Source organism: Rhizobium vallis, assembly GCF_003985155.1.
Lineage (GTDB): Bacteria > Pseudomonadota > Alphaproteobacteria > Rhizobiales > Rhizobiaceae > Rhizobium > Rhizobium vallis.
In genome coordinates, this window is the sequence record NZ_ML133688.1 from 167256 (window position 1) to 184814 (window position 17559).

Below are 17559 nucleotides of genomic sequence, written 5' to 3' on the forward strand. Positions count from 1 at the left end.
CGAAAAGCTTGTGCCGCTCTCTTAGCGCAGGGTCTGGCTTAGTGCAGGATCTGGCTGAGGAACAGCTTGGTGCGTTCGTGCTGCGGATTGTCGAAGAACTCGGCCGGCGAATTCTGTTCGACGATCTGGCCCTGGTCCATGAAGATGACGCGGTTGGCCACCTGGCGGGCAAAGCCCATTTCATGGGTCACGCAGAGCATGGTCATGCCTTCCTCGGCAAGGCCCACCATAGTGTCGAGCACTTCCTTGATCATTTCGGGGTCGAGTGCCGAAGTCGGTTCATCGAACAGCATGATCTTCGGGTTCATGCAGAGCGAACGGGCGATCGCCACGCGCTGCTGCTGGCCGCCTGAAAGCTGGCCCGGATATTTGTTGGCCTGTTCCGGGATCTTGACGCGCTTCAGGAAGTGCATGGCGATCTCTTCCGCCTGCTTCTTCGGCATCTTGCGCACCCAGATCGGCGCCAGAGTGCAGTTTTCGAGGATCGTCAGGTGGGGGAAGAGGTTAAAGTGCTGGAACACCATGCCGACTTCGCGCCTGACCTCGTCGATCTTCTTCAGATCGTTGGTGAGCTCGGTGCCGTCGACGATGATCTGGCCCTTCTGATGTTCTTCCAGGCGGTTGATGCAGCGGATCATCGTCGATTTGCCCGAGCCCGACGGGCCGGCGATAACGATGCGCTCGCCGCGCATGACCTTCAGGTTGATATCGCGCAGCACGTGGAAATCGCCGTACCACTTGTTCATGTTGACGATATCGACTGCCACTTCCGTTGCGGAAACGGTGAGCTTTTTAACTGGAGCTTCAGCCATGACTATTTTCCCTCATTCTTATCGTTTGTGGCCGGTGTCGAGGTGACGTTCAATAAATGCTGAATAGCGCGACATGCCGAAGCAGAAAAGCCAGAAGGCGAAGCCGGCAAAGATCAGGCCGGTCAGCGGCGTGACGGCACTGGCCCAGTTCGGATCGGTGAAGAGGAAACGAACAATGCCGAGCAGGTCGTACATGCTGATGATCGACACCAGTGAGGTATCCTTGAACATGCCGATGCAAGTGTTGACGATACCGGGGATCACCAGCTTGATCGCCTGCGGCAAGATGATCAGCCGCATCTTCTGCCAATAGCCGAGGCCGAGCGAATCGGCGCCCTCGAATTGGCCCTTCGGGATCGCCTGCAAACCGCCGCGAATGACCTCGGCCATATAGGCGGAGGCGAAGATCGACACGCCGACGATCGCGCGCAGCAGCTTGTCCACCGTCCAGCCAGCCGGCAGGAACAGCGGCAGCATGACGCTCGCCATGAAGAGCACCGTGATCAGCGGTACGCCGCGGACGACTTCGATGAAGATGACGCAGACCGTGCGGATAATAGGCATGTGCGAGCGCCTGCCGAGCGCCAAGACAATGCCGAGCGGGAAGGAGACCGCGATGCCGACGAAGGACAGCACCAGTGTCACCATCAGGCCGCCCCAGCGGGGAGTCTCGACGATTTCCAGGCCAAAACCGCCGTAAAGCAGAATGATGGAAATGATCGGCAGCACGCCGAAGAGCAGGATAGCATTCAGGCCCTTGCGCGGCGCCGAAGGGATTAGCATCGGCACGAGCAGGAGTACGAAGAGAATGCCGACCAGCGTCGGCCGCCAGCGCTGATCGAGTGTGTAACTCCCGAAGATGATCTGGTCGAACTTTGCGTTGATGAAGGCCCAGCAGGCGCCACTCCAGCCGTCCGGCTGGATGCCGCCCTGAACTGTCGTGGCGCAGAAGGTGCGGTCTGGACCGCTCCAGACCGCCTGCACGAAGAGCCAGTCGATCGCGTGGAACAAGGCCCAGGTCAGAAAGACCAGCGCCAGGACGGTAAGGACTATGTCTTTCGGCGTCGCAAGCAGGTTACGGCGAAGCCAGGCAACCGCGCCTTTTTCTCCTGAGGGCGGCGGCTCCGGCGCCAGTATGGCGGTTCTGACGAAACTGTTGCTCATCTTATCTCTCCACCAGCGCCATCTTGGCATTGAACCAGTTCATGAGCAGCGAAGTCACGATACTGAGGCTGAGATAGACGACCATCCAGATGAGGATCACCTCGACGGACTGACCGGTCTGGTTCAGCGTCGTGCTGCCAACGGCGACGAGATCGGCAAAGCCGATGGCGATTGCCAGCGACGAGTTCTTGGTGAGATTGAGATACTGGCTGCTCAGCGGCGGAATGATGATGCGGAAGGCCTGCGGAATGACGACCAGGCGGGTGACCGACGAGGGATGAAGCCCCAATGCGGCTGCAGCTTCCGTCTGCCCCTTCGGCACGCCGCGAATGCCTGCGCGCACGATCTCGGCGATGAAGGCGGCGGTATAGAAGGAAAGCGCCAGGAAGAGAGACATGAACTCCGGCCCCACGACGGACCCGCCGGTGAGGTTGAATTTGCCTGCAATCGGATAATCGAAGGAAAGCGGTGCCCCTGCGATCAGGAAAGCAATGAGCGGCAGGCCGATGAGCAAGCCGATCGAAACCCAGATCGTGTGGAACGGCTGACCGGTCGCTGCCTGCCGGCGATGCGCCCATCGGGCCGTCACTATGACGGCGACGATCGCGATGACGAAGGCGATGCCGACGAGCCAGAAACCCTCACCGAAAATCGGCTTGGGGAAGGAAAGGCCGCGATTGTTGAGAAACGACCTGAGCGGCAGATGCAGCGATTCGCGTGCATTGGGCAGAACCGCCAGAACGCCCGAATACCAGAAGAAGATCACAAGCAGCGGCGGGATATTGCGGAAGACTTCGACATAGACTGTGCAAAGTTTGGCAATCAGCCAGTTCCTCGATAGGCGGCCAATGCCGATGATGAAGCCGATGATGGTGGCGGTGATGATGCCGGTAACGGCGATCAGCATCGTATTCAGAAGGCCGACGACCAGCGCGCGGCCATAGGTCGAATCGCTTGAATAGGCGATCAGCGACTGACCGACCTCGAAGCCGGCGCGGCCGTTCAGGAAGCCGAAGCCCGATGCGATATTGGCGCGCGCCAGATTGACGGCAGTGTTGTGCGCTACCCACCAGACGAAAGTGACCAATAGTACGATGGTGAGAACTTGGAAGAAGATGCCCCGAATTGTCGGGTCGTAGAGGGCGGACTGAAAGCTCCAGCCGCTCCTGGATAAACGTGTCGAATCCACAGCCTGATGCGTCATGCTTGGCCAATTCCCCGTTATATGCTCCTTTTCGGAGCTTTTTTATTGGAGGAGGAAAGGCGGTCGCCCGCCTTTCCGGCTTCATGCGTTATATGGCGCGCCGCTCAGCGAACCGGCGGAGCGTACTGGATGCCACCCTTGTTCCACAGGGCGTTGAGGCCGCGAGCGATCTTGAGCGGGCTTCCCTGGCCAATATTGCGCTCGAAGACTTCGCCGTAATTGCCGACGTTCTTGACGACGTTGTAGGCCCACTCGTTGGTCAGGCCGAGATCGGTGCCGATCTTGGTATCAGCCTCGACGCCGAGGAAGCGCTTGATATCGGGGTTCGGCGAGTTCTTCATGTCGTCGACATTTGCCTGAGTGATGCCGAATTCTTCAGCATTGATCATGGCATAGCCAACCCAGCTGACGATATCGAACCACTGGTCGTCACCCTGGCGAACGGCCGGGGCGAGCGGTTCCTTGGAGATGATTTCCGGCAGGATCGTATGTTCGTCCGGGTTCTTCAGCGTCAGGCGCAGCGAATAGAGGCCGGACTGGTCGGTCGTGTAGACGTCGCAACGGCCGGCATCATAAGCGGCATTGACCTCGTCCAGCTTTTCGAAGACGACCGGATTGTACTGAAGGTTGTTTGCCTTGAAGTAGTCGGCGAGGTTGAGCTCGGTGGTCGTGCCCGACTGGACGCACACGGACGCGCCGGAGAGCTCCAGTGCCGACTTCACGTTCAGGCTCTTGCGGACCATGAACCCCTGGCCGTCATAGTAGTTGACGAAACGGAAGTTCAGACCGAGTGCCGTATCGCGGTTGATCGACCAGGTCGTATTACGGGCGAGCAGGTCGATTTCACCGGACTGAAGGGCCGGGAATCGATTGGCGGCGCTGAGGGGGGTGAACTTCACCTTGGTGGGGTCGCCGAAGACAGCCGAAGCGACAGCCTTGCAGAAATCCACATCGAAGCCGGCCCAATTGCCGGAAGCGTCAGGCGCGGCAAAGCCGGCAAGACCGGTATTGACGCCGCACTGAATGAAACCCTTTGCCTTTACGTCTCCGAGAGTGGTGGCCGAGGCGGCCGAGGCGCCAAGTGCCAAAACTGCTGCGCCGAGAGCGGCGGACAGAAGCGTGTTCTTCATTTTTCCCAACCTTTTCCGTTGTCTTATATTTTCTTGTGGGGAGTTCCGGCGGAAAAACCTGCCGCCCCCATGTCCCTCGACACCCTCCCGGCGCGAGTGGGTCTATCACAGTCGCAAATGTCACTATGGTCAAGTGTCGCCATCAATAATTGCGGCAAAATTCAGAATTTTGACAGATTGGGCCGCATTCCTGGGCGGTTGGCTATGAAATAGGCGTCCGGTTGCGGAAAAATAACGCGAAATTCGAAAAATCCGTCGTTCCCAACGTCATCGGCAACCAGGCTTCAAGGGGTTGACCGGAAACGGCGGGGCGTCCAAAGGTTTGGTTCCGCGACCCTTCGCCAAAGGCTATTTCCGACATGAAAGACAAAGACAGCTTGCTGCAGAATGCCGGCATCAACACCCGCCTGACCCATATCGGCAATGACCCGTTCGATTATCATGGCTTCGTCAATCCGCCGGTCGTGCATGCGTCGACAGTGCTGTTTCCGAATGCGCGGACGATGGAGACGCATGCACAGAAATACACCTACGGGACGCGTGGCACACCGACGACCGATGCGCTCTGCGAGGCGATTGATGCGCTCGAAGGTTCGGCCGGCACGATCCTCGTGCCCTCGGGGCTCGCGGCCGTCACCATTCCGTTCCTGGGTTTCGTCGCCGCTGGCGATCATGCGCTCGTCGTCGATTCGGTTTACGGCCCGACGCGCCATTTCTGCGACACGATGCTGAAGCGCCTCGGCGTCGAGGTGGAATATTACGATCCGGCGATCGGCGCCGGAATCGAGGCGCTGTTCCGACCGAACACGAAGATCGTCCATACCGAGGCTCCCGGTTCCAATACCTTCGAAATGCAGGATATCCCGGCGATCTCTGCGATTGCCCACCGTCGCGGCGCCATCGTCATGATGGACAATACCTGGGCGACGCCGCTCTATTTCAGGCCACTCGATCACGGAGTCGACATTTCCATTCACGCGTCGACGAAATATCCGTCCGGTCATTCCGATATCCTGCTCGGAACGGTGTCGGCCAATGCCGAGCACTGGCAGCGACTGAAGGAAACGAACGGTGCGCTCGGCATTTGCGGCGCGCCTGACGATGCCTACCAGATTCTGCGAGGACTGCGCACCATGGGCCTGCGCCTCGAGCGGCATTACGAAAGCGCGCTGGCGATTGCGCAATGGCTGGAGGGCAGGGAGGATGTCGCCCGCGTACTGCACCCGGCCCTGCCGAGTTTCCCCTCTCATCATATCTGGAAGCGCGATTTCAAGGGCGCCAGCGGCATCTTCTCCTTCGTGCTTGCTGCAAGTCCCGAGAAGTCCAAGGCAAAGGCGCATGCTTTCCTTGATGCGCTTCGGATTTTCGGTCTCGGCTATTCCTGGGGCGGCTTTGAAAGCCTTGCCCTGCATGCGAATCTTAAAGATCGCACGGTCGCCAAAGCCCCGACCGACGGCCCGGTCATCCGCTTGCAGATCGGCATAGAGGATGTGGCCGACCTGAAGGCCGATATCGAACGGGGTTTTGCCGCCGCAAGCGCGGTCTAAGCGGGCGGGTAGGGTGTTGCCGCTGCTAGCGATGCCTTACGGCAGGTGCAGCGCCCGATAGCCGTAGATCCAGTCGAGATCCGCCGCGAGGCTTTGCGGTGGCTTGAGGCCGAGCACGAGATCGCGGCCGATCCGGATTGGTCCCTTCGCATGATAGGCGAACCGGTTGAAGGCGCCGCGCTGGCGAAGTCTTGCAATGCGCGGTGCGCGGTGCTTCTCGAAGAGCACCAGCGCTTCGGCCACGGGACGGTTCGATAGAAATGCGGCAAGCTCGTAAGCGTCTTCGATCGCCATGGCCGCTCCCTGCGCGGCAAAGGGCATCATCGCATGCGCGGCGTCACCGATCAGAACCGTCTTGCGGCCGTCCTGCCACGCGCCCGACGTGGTCTCGAACAGCGGCCAGAAAGTCAAATTCTCCTGTGTTTCGAACAGTGAGAGGATTGCTGCGTTCCAGCCGGAAAGGCGCGCCCGCAATTGTGCGCGCTGCTCGGCCGTCGGCACGCTTTGCCAGGCCTGCGACGCAATGTTGCCGGCGGTGATCGCCACCATGTTGAAGCTGCGGGTCTCTTTCAGGGGGTAGCAGACGAGATGCGCCGCCCCGCCGAGGAAAGCGGACACGCTTGTCCGGTCGAGAAAACCGGGCGCCTCATCTTCGTCAATAGTGAAGCGATAGGCGACATTGCCGGAAAAGCGCGGCCAGGGGCTGCCGGGAACGGATGGACGGAGCTTTGACCACACGCCGTCCGCGCCGATGACAAGATCGGCCGGCTGCTCGAAAGGCGGAAGGCTGGATTTCATCCGCACGCCGAGATGAAGCCGGCAGAGCGGATCGGCCTCGACGGCGGCCAGAAGGGCCTTCTGCAATGTGGTGCGATGCAGGACGCCGTAGGGAGCGCCCCAGCGCTCGTGCGCGAAACTTCCTGCCGGGACGGCTGCGAGTTGGCGGAGCGAACTGCCCGATATCAACCGGATCGCGTCCGGTTCCAGCCAGACTTTCGAAAGCCCTTCCAGGATACCGAGTTCGGCAAGGATGCGCGAGGCGTTCGGCGACACCTGCAATCCGGCGCCAACTTCGGTGAGTTTGCCCGCCTGCTCAAAGATTTCCGAGCTGATCCCGCGTCGCGAAAGTGAAAGGGCAGCCGTCAGCCCTGATATCCCGGCGCCAATGATGGCGGCGTGTTCGACCGGCATTGTCCTTCCGATCCTGATCGGGACGGGTCAGGCCGCCTTCACGTGGAAAACGCAACCGGCCGGATTGGTCTGGCTGGGCTTGAGCGCGGAATTGAAGCGATAGAGAGTCGAGCAGTAAGAACAGACCTTCTCGTTATCGTCGCCCATATCGATGAAGATATGCGGATGATCGAAGGGAGCCGAAGCGCCGGTGCACATGAATTCCTTGACGCCGACTTCGATGACGCGGTGACCGCCGTCGTTCTGGAAGTGGGGAATGTTGTGGCCGGCCATGTTGCTCTCCGAATGCTTTGAAACGTGCGCGACCTTATAAGCCTTCGCCGCAAATGTGTAGAGCCAAAGCGCCGCGCCAGGCACAGTTTTTAGCCACAGTTTTTGGCTTCACGCTGACAAGCGGCTCAATTATGGTCGCGCCGAAAAGGCCCTGAAGGAAGACGCGATGAACCTGAATACGCCCGCATTTTCAAGCTTCACCCATGAAGGATTGCGGCTTGCTTTTTTCGACGAGGGCGATCCGTCCGGTGTGCCGGTGCTGTTGATCCATGGCTTTGCCTCGACCGCTAGTGTCAACTGGGTGCACCCGGGCTGGCTTAAGACCCTGGGTGATGCCGGCTACCGGGTGATCGCCATCGACAATCGCGGCCACGGCGCAAGCGACAAGCCACATGATGCCGAAGCCTATCGTCCATGGGTGATGGCCGGCGATGCGATTGCGCTGCTCGACCATCTCGGCATCCCGGAAGCCAATGTCATGGGCTATTCGATGGGCGCCCGCATTTCCGTCTTTGCTGCACTCGCCAATCCGCATCGCGTTCGCTCACTGGTGCTCGGCGGTCTCGGCATCGGCATGACCGACGGCGTTGGCGACTGGGATCCGATTGCCGATGCCCTGCTTGCTCCTTCGCTCGACCTTGTGACGCATGCCCGAGGCCGGATGTTCCGCGCTTTCGCCGACCAGACGAAGAGCGACCGCGTCGCCCTTGCCGAGTGCATCCGTGGCTCGCGCGATCTCGTCGCCCGCTCGGATATGGGCAAGCTCGACATGCCGACGCTGATCGGTGTCGGCACCAAGGACGATATTGCCGGCTCGCCGCAGGAATTGGCGGCGCTGATGCCCAACGCCGAAGCGCTGGATATTCCGGGCCGCGATCATATGCTTGCCGTCGGCGACAAGGTCTTCAAGCAGGCGGTGCTGGCCTTCTATGCGAGGGTCGCCGAGCGGTGACATCGTCGGTGACATGATCGTGATGTCGAAAAACCATGCTAAAAAACCATGGCGACGGCACCCATTTATGTTATTGGCGTTTTCCTCTATATATCGGCATTCCGAAAACGGCATTCCTGTTGGCAACGAGGAGAGCGGCGATGGTCGCGAAGACAGATATTCGCGCTTTTGAGACAGGCCATCCCGTGAAGGTGATGGATCCCATCTGGGACAGCCTGCGCGAGGAAGCCCGGGTCGCGGCCGAACGAGACCCCGTCCTCGCCGCCTTTCTCTACTCGACGGTGATCAACTACCCTTCGCTCGAGGAGTGCGTCATCCACCGCATCTGCGAGCGTCTCGATCATCCCGATATGCAGGCGAACCTGCTTCGCCAGACCTTCGAGGAAATGCTTCGCGATTGGCCGGACTGGAGCTCCATCCTGCGTGTCGATATCCAGGCCATTTACGATCGCGATCCCGCGTGCCTGCGTTTCATGGAGGCCGTGCTTTATTTCAAGGGCTTCCACGCGCTGCAGACGCACCGTCTGGCTCATTGGCTGCTGAACCGCGGACGGCGTGATTTTGCCCTCTATCTGCAGAGCCGCTCCTCCAGCGTTTTCCAGACCGACATCAATCCGGCCGCCCGCATCGGCAAAGGCATCTTCCTTGATCATGCCACCGGCCTCGTCGTCGGCGAGACGGCCGTTATCGGCGACAATGTCTCGATCCTGCACGGCGTCACGCTTGGCGGCACCGGCAAGGAGGGCGCCGACCGCCATCCGAAGATCGGCAGCGGCGTCATGATCGGCGCCGGCGCGAAGATCCTCGGCAATATCGAGATCGGCTACTGCTCGCGCGTCGCCGCCGGGTCCGTCGTCCTGAAGGCGGTGCCGCCCAAGAAGACGGTCGCGGGCGTTCCGGCGAAAGTTGTCGGGGAGGCTGGTTGTTCCGAGCCGTCGCGCAATATGGACCAGGTAATCGGCGCCGATATCTGAGCGCTTGTTAGGTATAGGATAGGAAAGGTCGGCAGGAACGGGGCGGGGACAGGCCACGCCAAGTGGCAACCTTGCCTTTACACCGCTGCTTTTCCTGTGCAAGAAGCGGCCAATCAAGACCGCTTACGGAGATGACAGAGTGAAGCCTGAAGAAATCAAGAAGCTCGACGCCTATTTCAAACGTACGCTCAACCCGCAGATCGTCGTCAAGGCGCGTCCGCGCAAGAACGATTCTGCGGAAGTTTATCTCGGCGAAGAATTTCTGGGCGTCGTCTATGTCGATGACGAGGACGGTGACCGCTCCTACAACTTTTCGATGGCGATCCTCGACGTCGATCTTTGATCGCATTCGAAAGCTTCAAGAGGACCGGGCGGCGCAATCCGCCCGGTCTTTTTTTGTTTTTCTGCTGCTTGAGCGAAAATTTATTTAAAGCTTCCGGTTGCGTCATTGTGATATATATTAGCAAAATCAATTAAAGACGTACGTGCCCCGGCGCGCATGCTTTGTTATCTAATTGTAATGCAACCAGTAGATGTTTTGCGGCGCACAAGACTACTTGACTATTTGTGCATTGCAGCTACCCTGCCGCCACCAACAGCCCCAACGGAGGACGGCCATGTTCAACTTTGACGATGCCAACAAGAAGAGCAAGGAAGCCGTCGACACGGCGCTGAAAACCTATTCTGACACGGCCAAGGGCTTTCAGGCGATTGCTGCCGAAGCAGCTGATTACTCGAAGAAATCCTTCCAGGACGCGGTGACGCATTTCGAAACGCTGGCCGGCGCCAAGAGCTTCGAGGCCGCTTTCGAACTCCAGACCAGCTATGTCAAATCCGCCTATGAGAGCTTCGTCTCCGAAACGACAAAGCTCGGCGAAATGTATGCCGATCTCGCCAAGTTCGCTTACAAGTCCTATGAGGCGCCGATTGTTACTGCAGCCGTGAAGACACCGAAGTCGCCGCAGCCGGCGACGCCTGCTGCCGCTTGAAGTAACATCGAATTAGCGCAACCTGCGCTACATATTGAAAAACCAGGACCGGCTACGCATTTGTAGCCGGTATTTTTTTGTTTCCACTTTCACTGCAGCGACCGCATGGATCGACCGGGGACTTTTTTAGTCTTTCCCGTGCATGCCGGCATTTCTTGATTGCAGTGTCTGACAGGGGGCTTAAAATCGGCCTATTATGAACTAAGTTAGTGTTTCAGATATTCGGCGGGAAAAGCACCCTCCCATGCTCCGTCGGATTGATCGAGGAATGAATGACAATGATCGCAAAGCCGATCCGGATGCAGAACGACAGCGAAAGGAACGGGGACAACGGAAATCGCGGAACCTCGGTCATTACACGCACGAAGCCGAAGACCAAGAAGCCAAACCTCTATCGCGTGCTGCTTTTGAATGACGACTACACACCCATGGAATTCGTCATTCATATTCTGGAGCGTTTTTTTCAGAAGGATCGTGAAAGTGCCACCCGCATCATGCTCCATGTCCACAACCACGGCGTCGGGGAATGCGGAATATTCACATACGAGGTAGCGGAAACGAAGGTCAGCCAGGTGATGGACTTTGCCCGGCAGCACCAGCATCCGCTGCAATGCGTCATGGAAAAGAAGTGAGGATCTGAACGTGCCAACATTTTCGCCTAGTTTAGAGAAGGCGCTCCATCAGGCACTGACCTTTGCCAACGAGCGGCACCACGAATATGCCACGCTCGAGCATCTGCTGCTCGCCCTGATCGACGATGCCGATGCGGCCGCGGTCATGGGTGCCTGCAATGTCGATCTCGACGCGCTCCGCAAGACGCTCGTCGAGTATGTCGATAACGAACTTTCCAACCTGATTACCGGATATGACGAGGATTCCAAGCCGACCTCCGGCTTCCAGCGCGTGATCCAGCGCGCGGTCATCCACGTGCAGTCTTCCGGCCGCGAGGAAGTGACCGGCGCCAACGTGCTCGTCGCGATCTTCGCTGAGCGCGAAAGCCATGCTGCCTATTTCCTGCAGGAGCAGGAGATGACCCGCTACGATGCCGTCAACTATATCTCCCACGGCATCGGCAAGCGGCCGGGCGCTTCGGAGGCTCGGCCTCCGCGTGGCGCCGAGGACGAAGCCGAAAGCAGCAAGCCCACGGCACGCGGCGGCGAGGAAGAGGGCGGCCCCAAGAAGCAGCAGGATGCGCTCAAGGCCTATTGCGTCAATCTCAACGAGAAGGCCAAGGGCGGCAAGATCGACCCGCTGATCGGCCGTCACGCCGAGGTGAGCCGCACCATCCAGATCCTGTGCCGCCGTTCGAAGAACAATCCGCTCTATGTCGGTGATCCCGGCGTCGGCAAGACGGCGATCGCCGAAGGCCTTGCCAAGCGTATCGTCGAGGGCAAGGTTCCCGAAGCGCTCGCCGATGCGACGATCTTCTCGCTCGACATGGGCACACTGCTCGCCGGCACACGCTACCGCGGCGATTTCGAGGAACGCCTGAAGCAGGTCGTCAAGGAACTGGAAGAATATCCGGGCGCCGTGCTCTTCATCGACGAAATCCATACGGTGATCGGCGCGGGCGCCACGTCGGGCGGCGCGATGGATGCATCGAACCTTTTGAAGCCGGCCCTGTCATCGGGCGCGATCCGCTGCATCGGTTCGACCACTTACAAGGAATACCGCCAGTTCTTCGAAAAGGATCGGGCGCTGGTCCGTCGTTTCCAGAAGATCGACGTCAGCGAACCGTCGATCGATGACGCCATCGAGATCATGAAGGGGCTGAAGCCCTATTTCGAAGAGTACCACCACCTGCGCTACTCGAACGACGCCATCAAATCGGCCGTCGAGCTGTCGGCCCGCTATATCTCCGACCGCAAGCTGCCCGACAAGGCGATCGACGTGATCGACGAAACGGGTGCGGCCCAGATGTTGCTGCCGCCGTCGAAGCGCCGCAAGCTGATCACCGAAAAGGAAATCGAGGCGACGATTGCCACGATGGCCCGTATTCCGCCGAAGACTGTCTCCAAGGACGATGAGGCGGTGCTTGCCAATCTCGAGCAGGAACTGCGTTCGGTCGTCTACGGTCAGGATATCGCGATCGAAGCCCTGTCGACCTCGATCAAGCTGGCGCGTGCAGGCCTTCGTGAACCGAACAAGCCGATCGGCTCCTATGTCTTCTCCGGTCCGACCGGCGTCGGCAAGACCGAGGTCGCAAAGCAGCTGGCGTCGTCGCTCGGCGTCGAGCTTCTGCGCTTCGACATGTCCGAATACATGGAGCGGCACACGGTTTCGCGCCTGCTCGGTGCACCTCCCGGCTATGTCGGTTTCGATCAGGGCGGTCTTCTGACCGATGGCGTCGACCAGCACCCGCATTGCGTGGTCCTGCTCGACGAAATCGAGAAGGCGCATCCCGATATCTACAATATCCTGCTGCAGGTCATGGACCACGGCACGCTGACCGACCATAACGGCAAGAAGATCGACTTCCGCAACGTCATCCTGATCATGACGACCAATGCGGGCGCTTCGGAAATGGCCAAGGCCGCGATCGGCTTCGGCTCGTCCAAGCGCACCGGCGAGGACGAGGAGGCGCTGACCCGTCTGTTCACGCCGGAGTTCCGCAACCGTCTCGACGCGATCATTCCCTTCGCGGCGCTGCCGACGGCTGTCATCCACAAGGTCGTGCAGAAGTTCATCATGCAGCTGGAGGCTCAGCTTTCCGAAAGGAACGTCACCTTCGACCTGCATGAGGACGCGATCGCCTGGCTGGCGGAAAAGGGTTACGACGAGAAGATGGGTGCCCGCCCGCTTGCCCGCGTCATCCAGGACACGATCAAGAAGCCGCTTGCCAACGAAATCCTCTTCGGCAAGCTGAAGAAGGGCGGCGTTGTCAACGTCACCGTCGGCCCGAAGGAAGACGGCAAGCCGGGCATCATGCTGGAAGCCATTCCGGATACGGCGCCGATCAAGCCGAAGCCGGAGGCCGAAGTTGTGCATCCCGAAGCCGACGACCAAGGCGATGGCGAACTGAAGACGAAGACAGCTCCCAAGAGCCGCGCCAAGACGATCCCGCAGGCCGAGCCAGAGGTCCGCGACGCTCCGAAAAAGGGAAGCACGGTTCCGAAGGTTCCGCGCAAGAAGTGAGATCTCGTCACCACATTGGAAAAGGCCGCTCAACAGCGGCCTTTTTTGATTTGGGGCATCAGCAAAACCAGTCTTATGCCAGCGCTGCCCTGATCTTTTCGGCATTGGCGGCAAGCACGGCGCCATCCTCCATCTTGCCGGAATGCGGCTTGAGCGCCACGCCCTCATGGCGGGGGATGATGTGGAAATGCAGATGAAACACCGTTTGCCCCGCGGCCGGTTCGTTGAACTGGGCGATGAACACGCCATCGGCGTCGAAGACGTCCTCGAGCGCCTGGGCGACCTTCTGGACGACGGTGATGGCATGGGTGAGGGTGGTGGGATCGGCATCGAGGATGTTGCGGGAAGCCGCTTTGGGAACGACAAGCACGTGGCCTGGCGCCTGCGGCATCACATCCATGAAGGCGACCGTATGCTGGTCCTCGTAGACGCGGTGCGAGGGAATTTCGCCGCGCAGGATCTTGGCGAAAATATTGTTGTCGTCATAGGCTGCCGGGCGGGTCATCGCGAAGTCTCCTTAGTTCCTGTTGATCGGGTAGCGCGGCCGGCGGGGCGGCGTCAATCCTCCTGCTGACGCTCGCCTTTGCGGAACGGACTATGCTCGCTCAGCAGCTCGCTCATCTGTTCGACATCGGCGCGCTCGCGCGCGAGATAGTCGCCGATCGCCCGGCGAAGGCCGGCATGGGCGACATAGTGGGCGGAATGCGTCGTCACGGGCAGATAGCCGCGGGCGAGCTTATGTTCGCCCTGCGCGCCAGCCTCGACCCGTTTCAATCCCTTCGAAAGGGCGAAGTCGATCGCCTGGTGATAGCAGACCTCGAAATGCAGAAAGGGGTGATCCTCGATACAGCCCCAATGCCGGCCATAAAGCGTGTCGTCGCCGATGAAGTTGATCGCGCCGGCGATATAGCGCCCGTCACGCTTGGCCATGACGAGCAGGATGTCGTCCGCCATGCGTTCGCCGATCAGCGAGTAGAACTTCCGAGTGAGGTAGGGCCGGCCCCATTTGCGGCCGCCAGTATCCATGTAGAATTTGAAGAACTGGTCCCAGATGCGCTCCGTCAGGTCGCTGCCGGTCAGCCAATCGATGGTGATGCCGTTTTCGAGGGCGGTGCGGCGCTCTTTGCGCAATGCCTTGCGTTTGCGCGAGGCGAGCGTTTCGAGAAACTCCTCGTGATTGGCATAGCCGTCATTGATGAAATGGAATTGCTGGTCGGTGCGGTGCAGATAGCCGTCCATCTCGAAGACGCCGATCTCCTCATCTGGCACGAAGGTGATATGGGCCGAGGATATGCCGAGCCGGCGCACGACCTCCTTCAGGCTTTCGGCGATCGCATTCTGGATCGGCAGCCGCTGCAGCCCCTCGGCGACAAGAAGACGCGGACCGGTCGCCGGGGTGAACGGGATCGAGCACTGCAGCTTGGGGTAATAGCTTCCGCCCGCCCGTTCGAAGGCGTCGGCCCAGCCATGGTCGAAGACATATTCGCCCTGGCTGTGGTTCTTGAGGTAACCGGGCAGGGCGCCGATCAATTCGCCGCGATCGGTTTCGAGCAGCAGGTGATGGCCGAGCCAGCCGGTTTCGGCCGTCGCCGAGCCGGATTCCTCCAGCGACGATAAAAAAGCGTGCGAAACGAAGGGGTTGTAGGCAAGCGTGCTGCAGGCCTTCGATGCCCCGGAAAGCCTGGACCAGCTCTCCGGGGAAATCGCGGTGAAGGAGCGTTCTACGCGAATGGATAGTTCATCGGTCATGGAGCAAATGCGAAGCCTGTGGGGAGGGACGGTTTGGCTCTACCTCAGTCTGCGCATGATCTTGGCCAAAAAGCGAGTGTCAAACCGCTACGCGCGGATCGAAGCCTTCGAAGGTCATCTGGTCGGCGTTTGCGAATGTACGCTGGCGCGCTTCTTCGTCACGCACCGTCCAGGTGATCACGGGAAGGCCCTTTTCGCGTTCGCCTGTGATGAAGGCATTCGGCAGCTCATCATAATAATAGGAGATGAAATCGAGGCCGATCTCCATCGCTTTCGCATGGGTCTCGAACTCCTCCGGCGTGTTGCCGTTGGCAGTCAGTCCGAGCGGGTAGGGTGAGCCGAGCGCCTTCAGGTCGCGCAGCAGCCAATGGTCGAAGCTCATCAGCGCCACCTTGCCCTCATAACCCTGAAGCACCTCGAGCACGGCTTCGGCAAAACCCTCGTCATCGGCCTCGCGGCCCTTGAGCTCCAGCACCAGCGGCACTTTGCCTTTCACGAAGTCGAGGAGTTGGCGCAGCGTCGGCACCTTGTCGCTGGTGCCGCCGATGGCGATCAGCCCGAGCTCCCTGGAGGTGCGCTCGCGGATGTCGCCGCTGAGATTGCACAGGCGCTGCAGATCTTCGTCGTGAAAGATGATCGGCACGCCGTCGGAGGCATAATGCAGGTCACATTCAATCGCGAAGCCCGCTTCGACGGCGCGCGAAAAGGCCGAAAGCGTGTTTTCCCAGACGAGCTTGTTGAGGTCGTGATAGCCGCGATGGGCGACCGGCACGTCCTTGATCCAGTCGACATTGGTCATTCTGCGATTTCCATGATAGCATCGATCTCGACGGCGGCGTTCAGCGGCAGGGCGGCCATGCCGACGGCAGCACGCGCATGTTTGCCGGCTTCGCCGAGCACGCCGGCTATCAGGTTCGAAGCGCCGTTGATGACGAGATGCTGCTCGACGAAGTCGGGCGCCGAGGCGACGAAACCGTTCAGCTTGATGACCCGACGGATGCGGCTGAGATCGCCGCCAAGAGCCGCCTTCGCCTGGGCAAGGATGTTGATGGCGCAGAGTTCGGCACCGTGTTGGCCCGTTGCAACATCGACGGTTTTGCCGAGATGGCCCGATACGGCGACCTTGCCGCCTTCGAGCGGCAGCTGGCCGGAGATGTAGAGAAGATTGCCACTGATGACATAGGGAACGTAATTTGCAGCAGGTGCTGCGGCTTCGGGCAGGGTTATCCCCATCTCAGTCAGGCGTGATGCAATTTCATCGGACATTTTCGTCTCCGCTTTTGTTGTCAATTCTTCAAAAATTATGCATCAAGACTAGAATCTTTAATATGACAGGTTCGAGCCTCGATTTGGCCGAAAGCGTTCTTATAACATCGCGACCGAGTCCAACAGGAGTTAATGAATGTTCCGATCAGGTCTTGTCGCTCTGCTTCTCGCCAGCGTTTCCGCCAATGCATGGGCGGCTGCGCCCGCGGTAAGCGCTGCGATCGCGACCGGCCTCGTCGCCCATCGCGCCGTCTATGATCTGGAACTGAAGGACGCCTCGGACCGCTCGGGCATCGCCGGCATGTACGGTCGCATGGTCTATGAATTCGACGGCAGCTACTGCAAGGGCTTCACCACCAATTTCCGCTTCGTGACGCAGATCAATACCGGCGACAGCGTGCGCGTCAGCGACCAGCAGACGAAGACCTTCGAAAATCTGAAGGACGGCAAGTTCACCTTCGACACCAAATCCTTCACCGACGAACAGCTCGACAAGGAGGTCAACGGCGCGGCCCAGGATCAGCCCGATGGTGTCAAGGTCGATCTCACGCAGCCGGCGAGCCGCGAACTTCAGCTTGCCGAAAGCCGCTTTCCGACGGAGCACATGCTCGACGTGATCCAGAATGCCAAGGACGGCAAGCGCTTCTTCGAGGCCCGCGTCTTCGATGGCTCTGATGACGGCGACAAGTCGTTGGTAACGACGACGATCGTCGGCAAACAGGAAATTCCTGTTGCCGAGGAGGCCGATGCCGGCAATGCGGGCGCCTTCTCCAAAGCCGCCTTCTGGCCGGTAACCATTGCCTATTTCAATGAGAACGCGAAATCGGATGCGTTGCCCGTCTATCGTATGTCCTTCAAGCTCTACGAGAACGGCATCACCCGCGATCTGACGATGGATTACGGCGATTTCGTCCTGACCGGAAAGCTGGCCAAACTGGAGTTGCTCGACCGCAAGGCCGAGGTCTGCAAGTAGGCGGCGCAGGGCCGCTTCTCAGCCGTCATAAAACTGTATCATAAAATTCACTATGGTTCGGCGACCAGCGATGGCTGAGTCGCCGGCGCGTCGTCGTGCTCTTCGAGCAGCGATCCTTGCTGCCAAGCCATTGCGATCACGCCAGTTTATTGCGAAGATGGGCCTTGAAGACCATCATGCGCCGCAAGCTTGGAAAGCCC

Annotated in this window: 18 protein-coding genes; 8 read left to right on the forward strand and 10 right to left on the reverse strand. The window is 59.6% G+C overall.

The features are described 5' to 3' along the window. Positions 1 to 38: 38 nt before the first annotated feature. The 4 genes from EFQ99_RS10735 to EFQ99_RS10750 form a co-directional block, all read right to left on the reverse strand. Positions 39 to 812 carry an amino acid ABC transporter ATP-binding protein gene (locus EFQ99_RS10735; protein WP_126921019.1) on the reverse strand — a complete coding sequence of 258 codons (774 nt, stop codon included), beginning with the start codon at positions 810 to 812 and terminating at the stop codon, positions 39 to 41. A gap of 18 nt (positions 813 to 830) precedes the next feature. Further along, positions 831 to 1976 carry an amino acid ABC transporter permease gene (locus tag EFQ99_RS10740; RefSeq protein ID WP_126921020.1) on the reverse strand — a complete coding sequence of 382 codons (1146 nt, stop codon included), beginning with the start codon at positions 1974 to 1976 and terminating at the stop codon, positions 831 to 833. A 1-nt stretch (position 1977) separates the two neighbouring features. After that, positions 1978 to 3180, reverse strand: coding sequence for an amino acid ABC transporter permease (locus EFQ99_RS10745; protein ID WP_126921021.1), 1203 nt, complete (start codon positions 3178 to 3180; stop codon positions 1978 to 1980). A 104-nt stretch (positions 3181 to 3284) separates the two neighbouring features. Further along, positions 3285 to 4310, reverse strand: a complete 1026-nt coding sequence (locus EFQ99_RS10750; protein ID WP_126921022.1) for an amino acid ABC transporter substrate-binding protein — start codon at positions 4308 to 4310, stop codon at positions 3285 to 3287. A 359-nt stretch (positions 4311 to 4669) separates the two neighbouring features. Between EFQ99_RS10750 and EFQ99_RS10755 the strand changes: the two genes are divergently transcribed. Continuing rightward, positions 4670 to 5857 (forward strand): cystathionine beta-lyase, encoded by a 1188-nt coding sequence (locus tag EFQ99_RS10755; RefSeq protein ID WP_126921023.1) that lies wholly within the window; start codon positions 4670 to 4672, stop codon positions 5855 to 5857. A gap of 36 nt (positions 5858 to 5893) precedes the next feature. On the opposite strand, the gene EFQ99_RS10760 is transcribed toward EFQ99_RS10755, so the two are convergent. Continuing rightward, complete coding sequence (locus tag EFQ99_RS10760; RefSeq protein ID WP_126921024.1) at positions 5894 to 7048, reverse strand: FAD-dependent monooxygenase; 1155 nt, start codon at positions 7046 to 7048, stop codon at positions 5894 to 5896. A 27-nt stretch (positions 7049 to 7075) separates the two neighbouring features. Then, positions 7076 to 7321, reverse strand: coding sequence for a zinc-finger domain-containing protein (locus EFQ99_RS10765; protein WP_003539274.1), 246 nt, complete (start codon positions 7319 to 7321; stop codon positions 7076 to 7078). Between the two features lie 166 nt (positions 7322 to 7487). On the opposite strand from EFQ99_RS10765, the gene EFQ99_RS10770 reads away from it, so the two are divergent. The 6 genes from EFQ99_RS10770 (at position 7488) to clpA (ending at position 13371) form a co-directional block, all read left to right on the forward strand. Further along, entirely contained in the window at positions 7488 to 8273 is a 786-nt protein-coding gene (locus EFQ99_RS10770) for an alpha/beta fold hydrolase (RefSeq protein ID WP_126921025.1), read from the forward strand. A 140-nt stretch (positions 8274 to 8413) separates the two neighbouring features. Further along, a complete protein-coding gene (gene cysE, locus EFQ99_RS10775) occupies positions 8414 to 9247 on the forward strand; it encodes a serine O-acetyltransferase (protein ID WP_126921026.1) in 834 nt (277 codons plus the stop codon). Between the two features lie 139 nt (positions 9248 to 9386). Then, positions 9387 to 9590, forward strand: coding sequence for a DUF3126 family protein (locus tag EFQ99_RS10780; RefSeq protein WP_008526943.1), 204 nt, complete (start codon positions 9387 to 9389; stop codon positions 9588 to 9590). Between the two features lie 274 nt (positions 9591 to 9864). After that, positions 9865 to 10236 (forward strand): phasin family protein, encoded by a 372-nt coding sequence (locus EFQ99_RS10785; protein WP_126921027.1) that lies wholly within the window; start codon positions 9865 to 9867, stop codon positions 10234 to 10236. A 278-nt stretch (positions 10237 to 10514) separates the two neighbouring features. After that, positions 10515 to 10868 (forward strand): ATP-dependent Clp protease adapter ClpS, encoded by a 354-nt coding sequence (clpS, locus tag EFQ99_RS10790; RefSeq protein WP_008526939.1) that lies wholly within the window; start codon positions 10515 to 10517, stop codon positions 10866 to 10868. A gap of 10 nt (positions 10869 to 10878) precedes the next feature. Next, positions 10879 to 13371 (forward strand): ATP-dependent Clp protease ATP-binding subunit ClpA, encoded by a 2493-nt coding sequence (clpA, locus tag EFQ99_RS10795; RefSeq protein WP_126921028.1) that lies wholly within the window; start codon positions 10879 to 10881, stop codon positions 13369 to 13371. 73 nt (positions 13372 to 13444) lie between these two features. On the opposite strand, the gene EFQ99_RS10800 is transcribed toward clpA, so the two are convergent. The 4 genes from EFQ99_RS10800 to EFQ99_RS10815 all read right to left on the reverse strand — a co-directional run bounded on the left by EFQ99_RS10800 (position 13445) and on the right by EFQ99_RS10815 (position 16386). Next, positions 13445 to 13876 carry an HIT family protein gene (locus EFQ99_RS10800; RefSeq protein ID WP_126921029.1) on the reverse strand — a complete coding sequence of 144 codons (432 nt, stop codon included), beginning with the start codon at positions 13874 to 13876 and terminating at the stop codon, positions 13445 to 13447. A gap of 53 nt (positions 13877 to 13929) precedes the next feature. Further along, a complete protein-coding gene (locus EFQ99_RS10805) occupies positions 13930 to 15120 on the reverse strand; it encodes a GNAT family N-acetyltransferase (RefSeq protein ID WP_126921030.1) in 1191 nt (396 codons plus the stop codon). Positions 15121 to 15199: 79 nt separating this feature from the next. Next, positions 15200 to 15919 (reverse strand): glycerophosphodiester phosphodiesterase, encoded by a 720-nt coding sequence (locus EFQ99_RS10810; protein WP_126921031.1) that lies wholly within the window; start codon positions 15917 to 15919, stop codon positions 15200 to 15202. Continuing rightward, entirely contained in the window at positions 15916 to 16386 is a 471-nt protein-coding gene (locus EFQ99_RS10815) for a RidA family protein (protein ID WP_126921032.1), read from the reverse strand. Before EFQ99_RS10815 ends, EFQ99_RS10810 begins: the two co-directional genes overlap by 4 nt. A gap of 136 nt (positions 16387 to 16522) precedes the next feature. Between EFQ99_RS10815 and EFQ99_RS10820 the strand changes: the two genes are divergently transcribed. Beyond that, on the forward strand, positions 16523 to 17359 hold the full coding sequence (locus tag EFQ99_RS10820) for a cell envelope integrity EipB family protein (protein WP_126921033.1): 837 nt from the start codon (positions 16523 to 16525) through the stop codon (positions 17357 to 17359). The last annotated feature ends 200 nt before the right edge of the window (positions 17360 to 17559 follow it).

Excerpts from the sequence above, each read along its gene's own strand:
- EFQ99_RS10735 (WP_126921019.1), bottom strand. The coding sequence starts at position 812 with ATGGCTGAAGCTCCAGTTAAAAAGCTCACCGTTTCCGCAACGGAAGTG.
- EFQ99_RS10740 (WP_126921020.1), bottom strand. The coding sequence starts at position 1,976 with ATGAGCAACAGTTTCGTCAGAACCGCCATACTGGCGCCGGAGCCGCCG.
- EFQ99_RS10745 (WP_126921021.1), bottom strand. The coding sequence starts at position 3,180 with ATGACGCATCAGGCTGTGGATTCGACACGTTTATCCAGGAGCGGCTGG.
- EFQ99_RS10750 (WP_126921022.1), bottom strand. The coding sequence starts at position 4,310 with ATGAAGAACACGCTTCTGTCCGCCGCTCTCGGCGCAGCAGTTTTGGCA.
- EFQ99_RS10755 (WP_126921023.1), top strand. The coding sequence starts at position 4,670 with ATGAAAGACAAAGACAGCTTGCTGCAGAATGCCGGCATCAACACCCGC.
- EFQ99_RS10760 (WP_126921024.1), bottom strand. The coding sequence starts at position 7,048 with ATGCCGGTCGAACACGCCGCCATCATTGGCGCCGGGATATCAGGGCTG.
- EFQ99_RS10765 (WP_003539274.1), bottom strand. The coding sequence starts at position 7,321 with ATGGCCGGCCACAACATTCCCCACTTCCAGAACGACGGCGGTCACCGC.
- EFQ99_RS10770 (WP_126921025.1), top strand. The coding sequence starts at position 7,488 with ATGAACCTGAATACGCCCGCATTTTCAAGCTTCACCCATGAAGGATTG.
- cysE (WP_126921026.1), top strand. The coding sequence starts at position 8,414 with ATGGTCGCGAAGACAGATATTCGCGCTTTTGAGACAGGCCATCCCGTG.
- EFQ99_RS10785 (WP_126921027.1), top strand. The coding sequence starts at position 9,865 with ATGTTCAACTTTGACGATGCCAACAAGAAGAGCAAGGAAGCCGTCGAC.
- clpS (WP_008526939.1), top strand. The coding sequence starts at position 10,515 with ATGATCGCAAAGCCGATCCGGATGCAGAACGACAGCGAAAGGAACGGG.
- EFQ99_RS10800 (WP_126921029.1), bottom strand. The coding sequence starts at position 13,876 with ATGACCCGCCCGGCAGCCTATGACGACAACAATATTTTCGCCAAGATC.
- EFQ99_RS10805 (WP_126921030.1), bottom strand. The coding sequence starts at position 15,120 with ATGACCGATGAACTATCCATTCGCGTAGAACGCTCCTTCACCGCGATT.
- EFQ99_RS10810 (WP_126921031.1), bottom strand. The coding sequence starts at position 15,919 with ATGACCAATGTCGACTGGATCAAGGACGTGCCGGTCGCCCATCGCGGC.
- EFQ99_RS10815 (WP_126921032.1), bottom strand. The coding sequence starts at position 16,386 with ATGTCCGATGAAATTGCATCACGCCTGACTGAGATGGGGATAACCCTG.
- EFQ99_RS10820 (WP_126921033.1), top strand. The coding sequence starts at position 16,523 with ATGTTCCGATCAGGTCTTGTCGCTCTGCTTCTCGCCAGCGTTTCCGCC.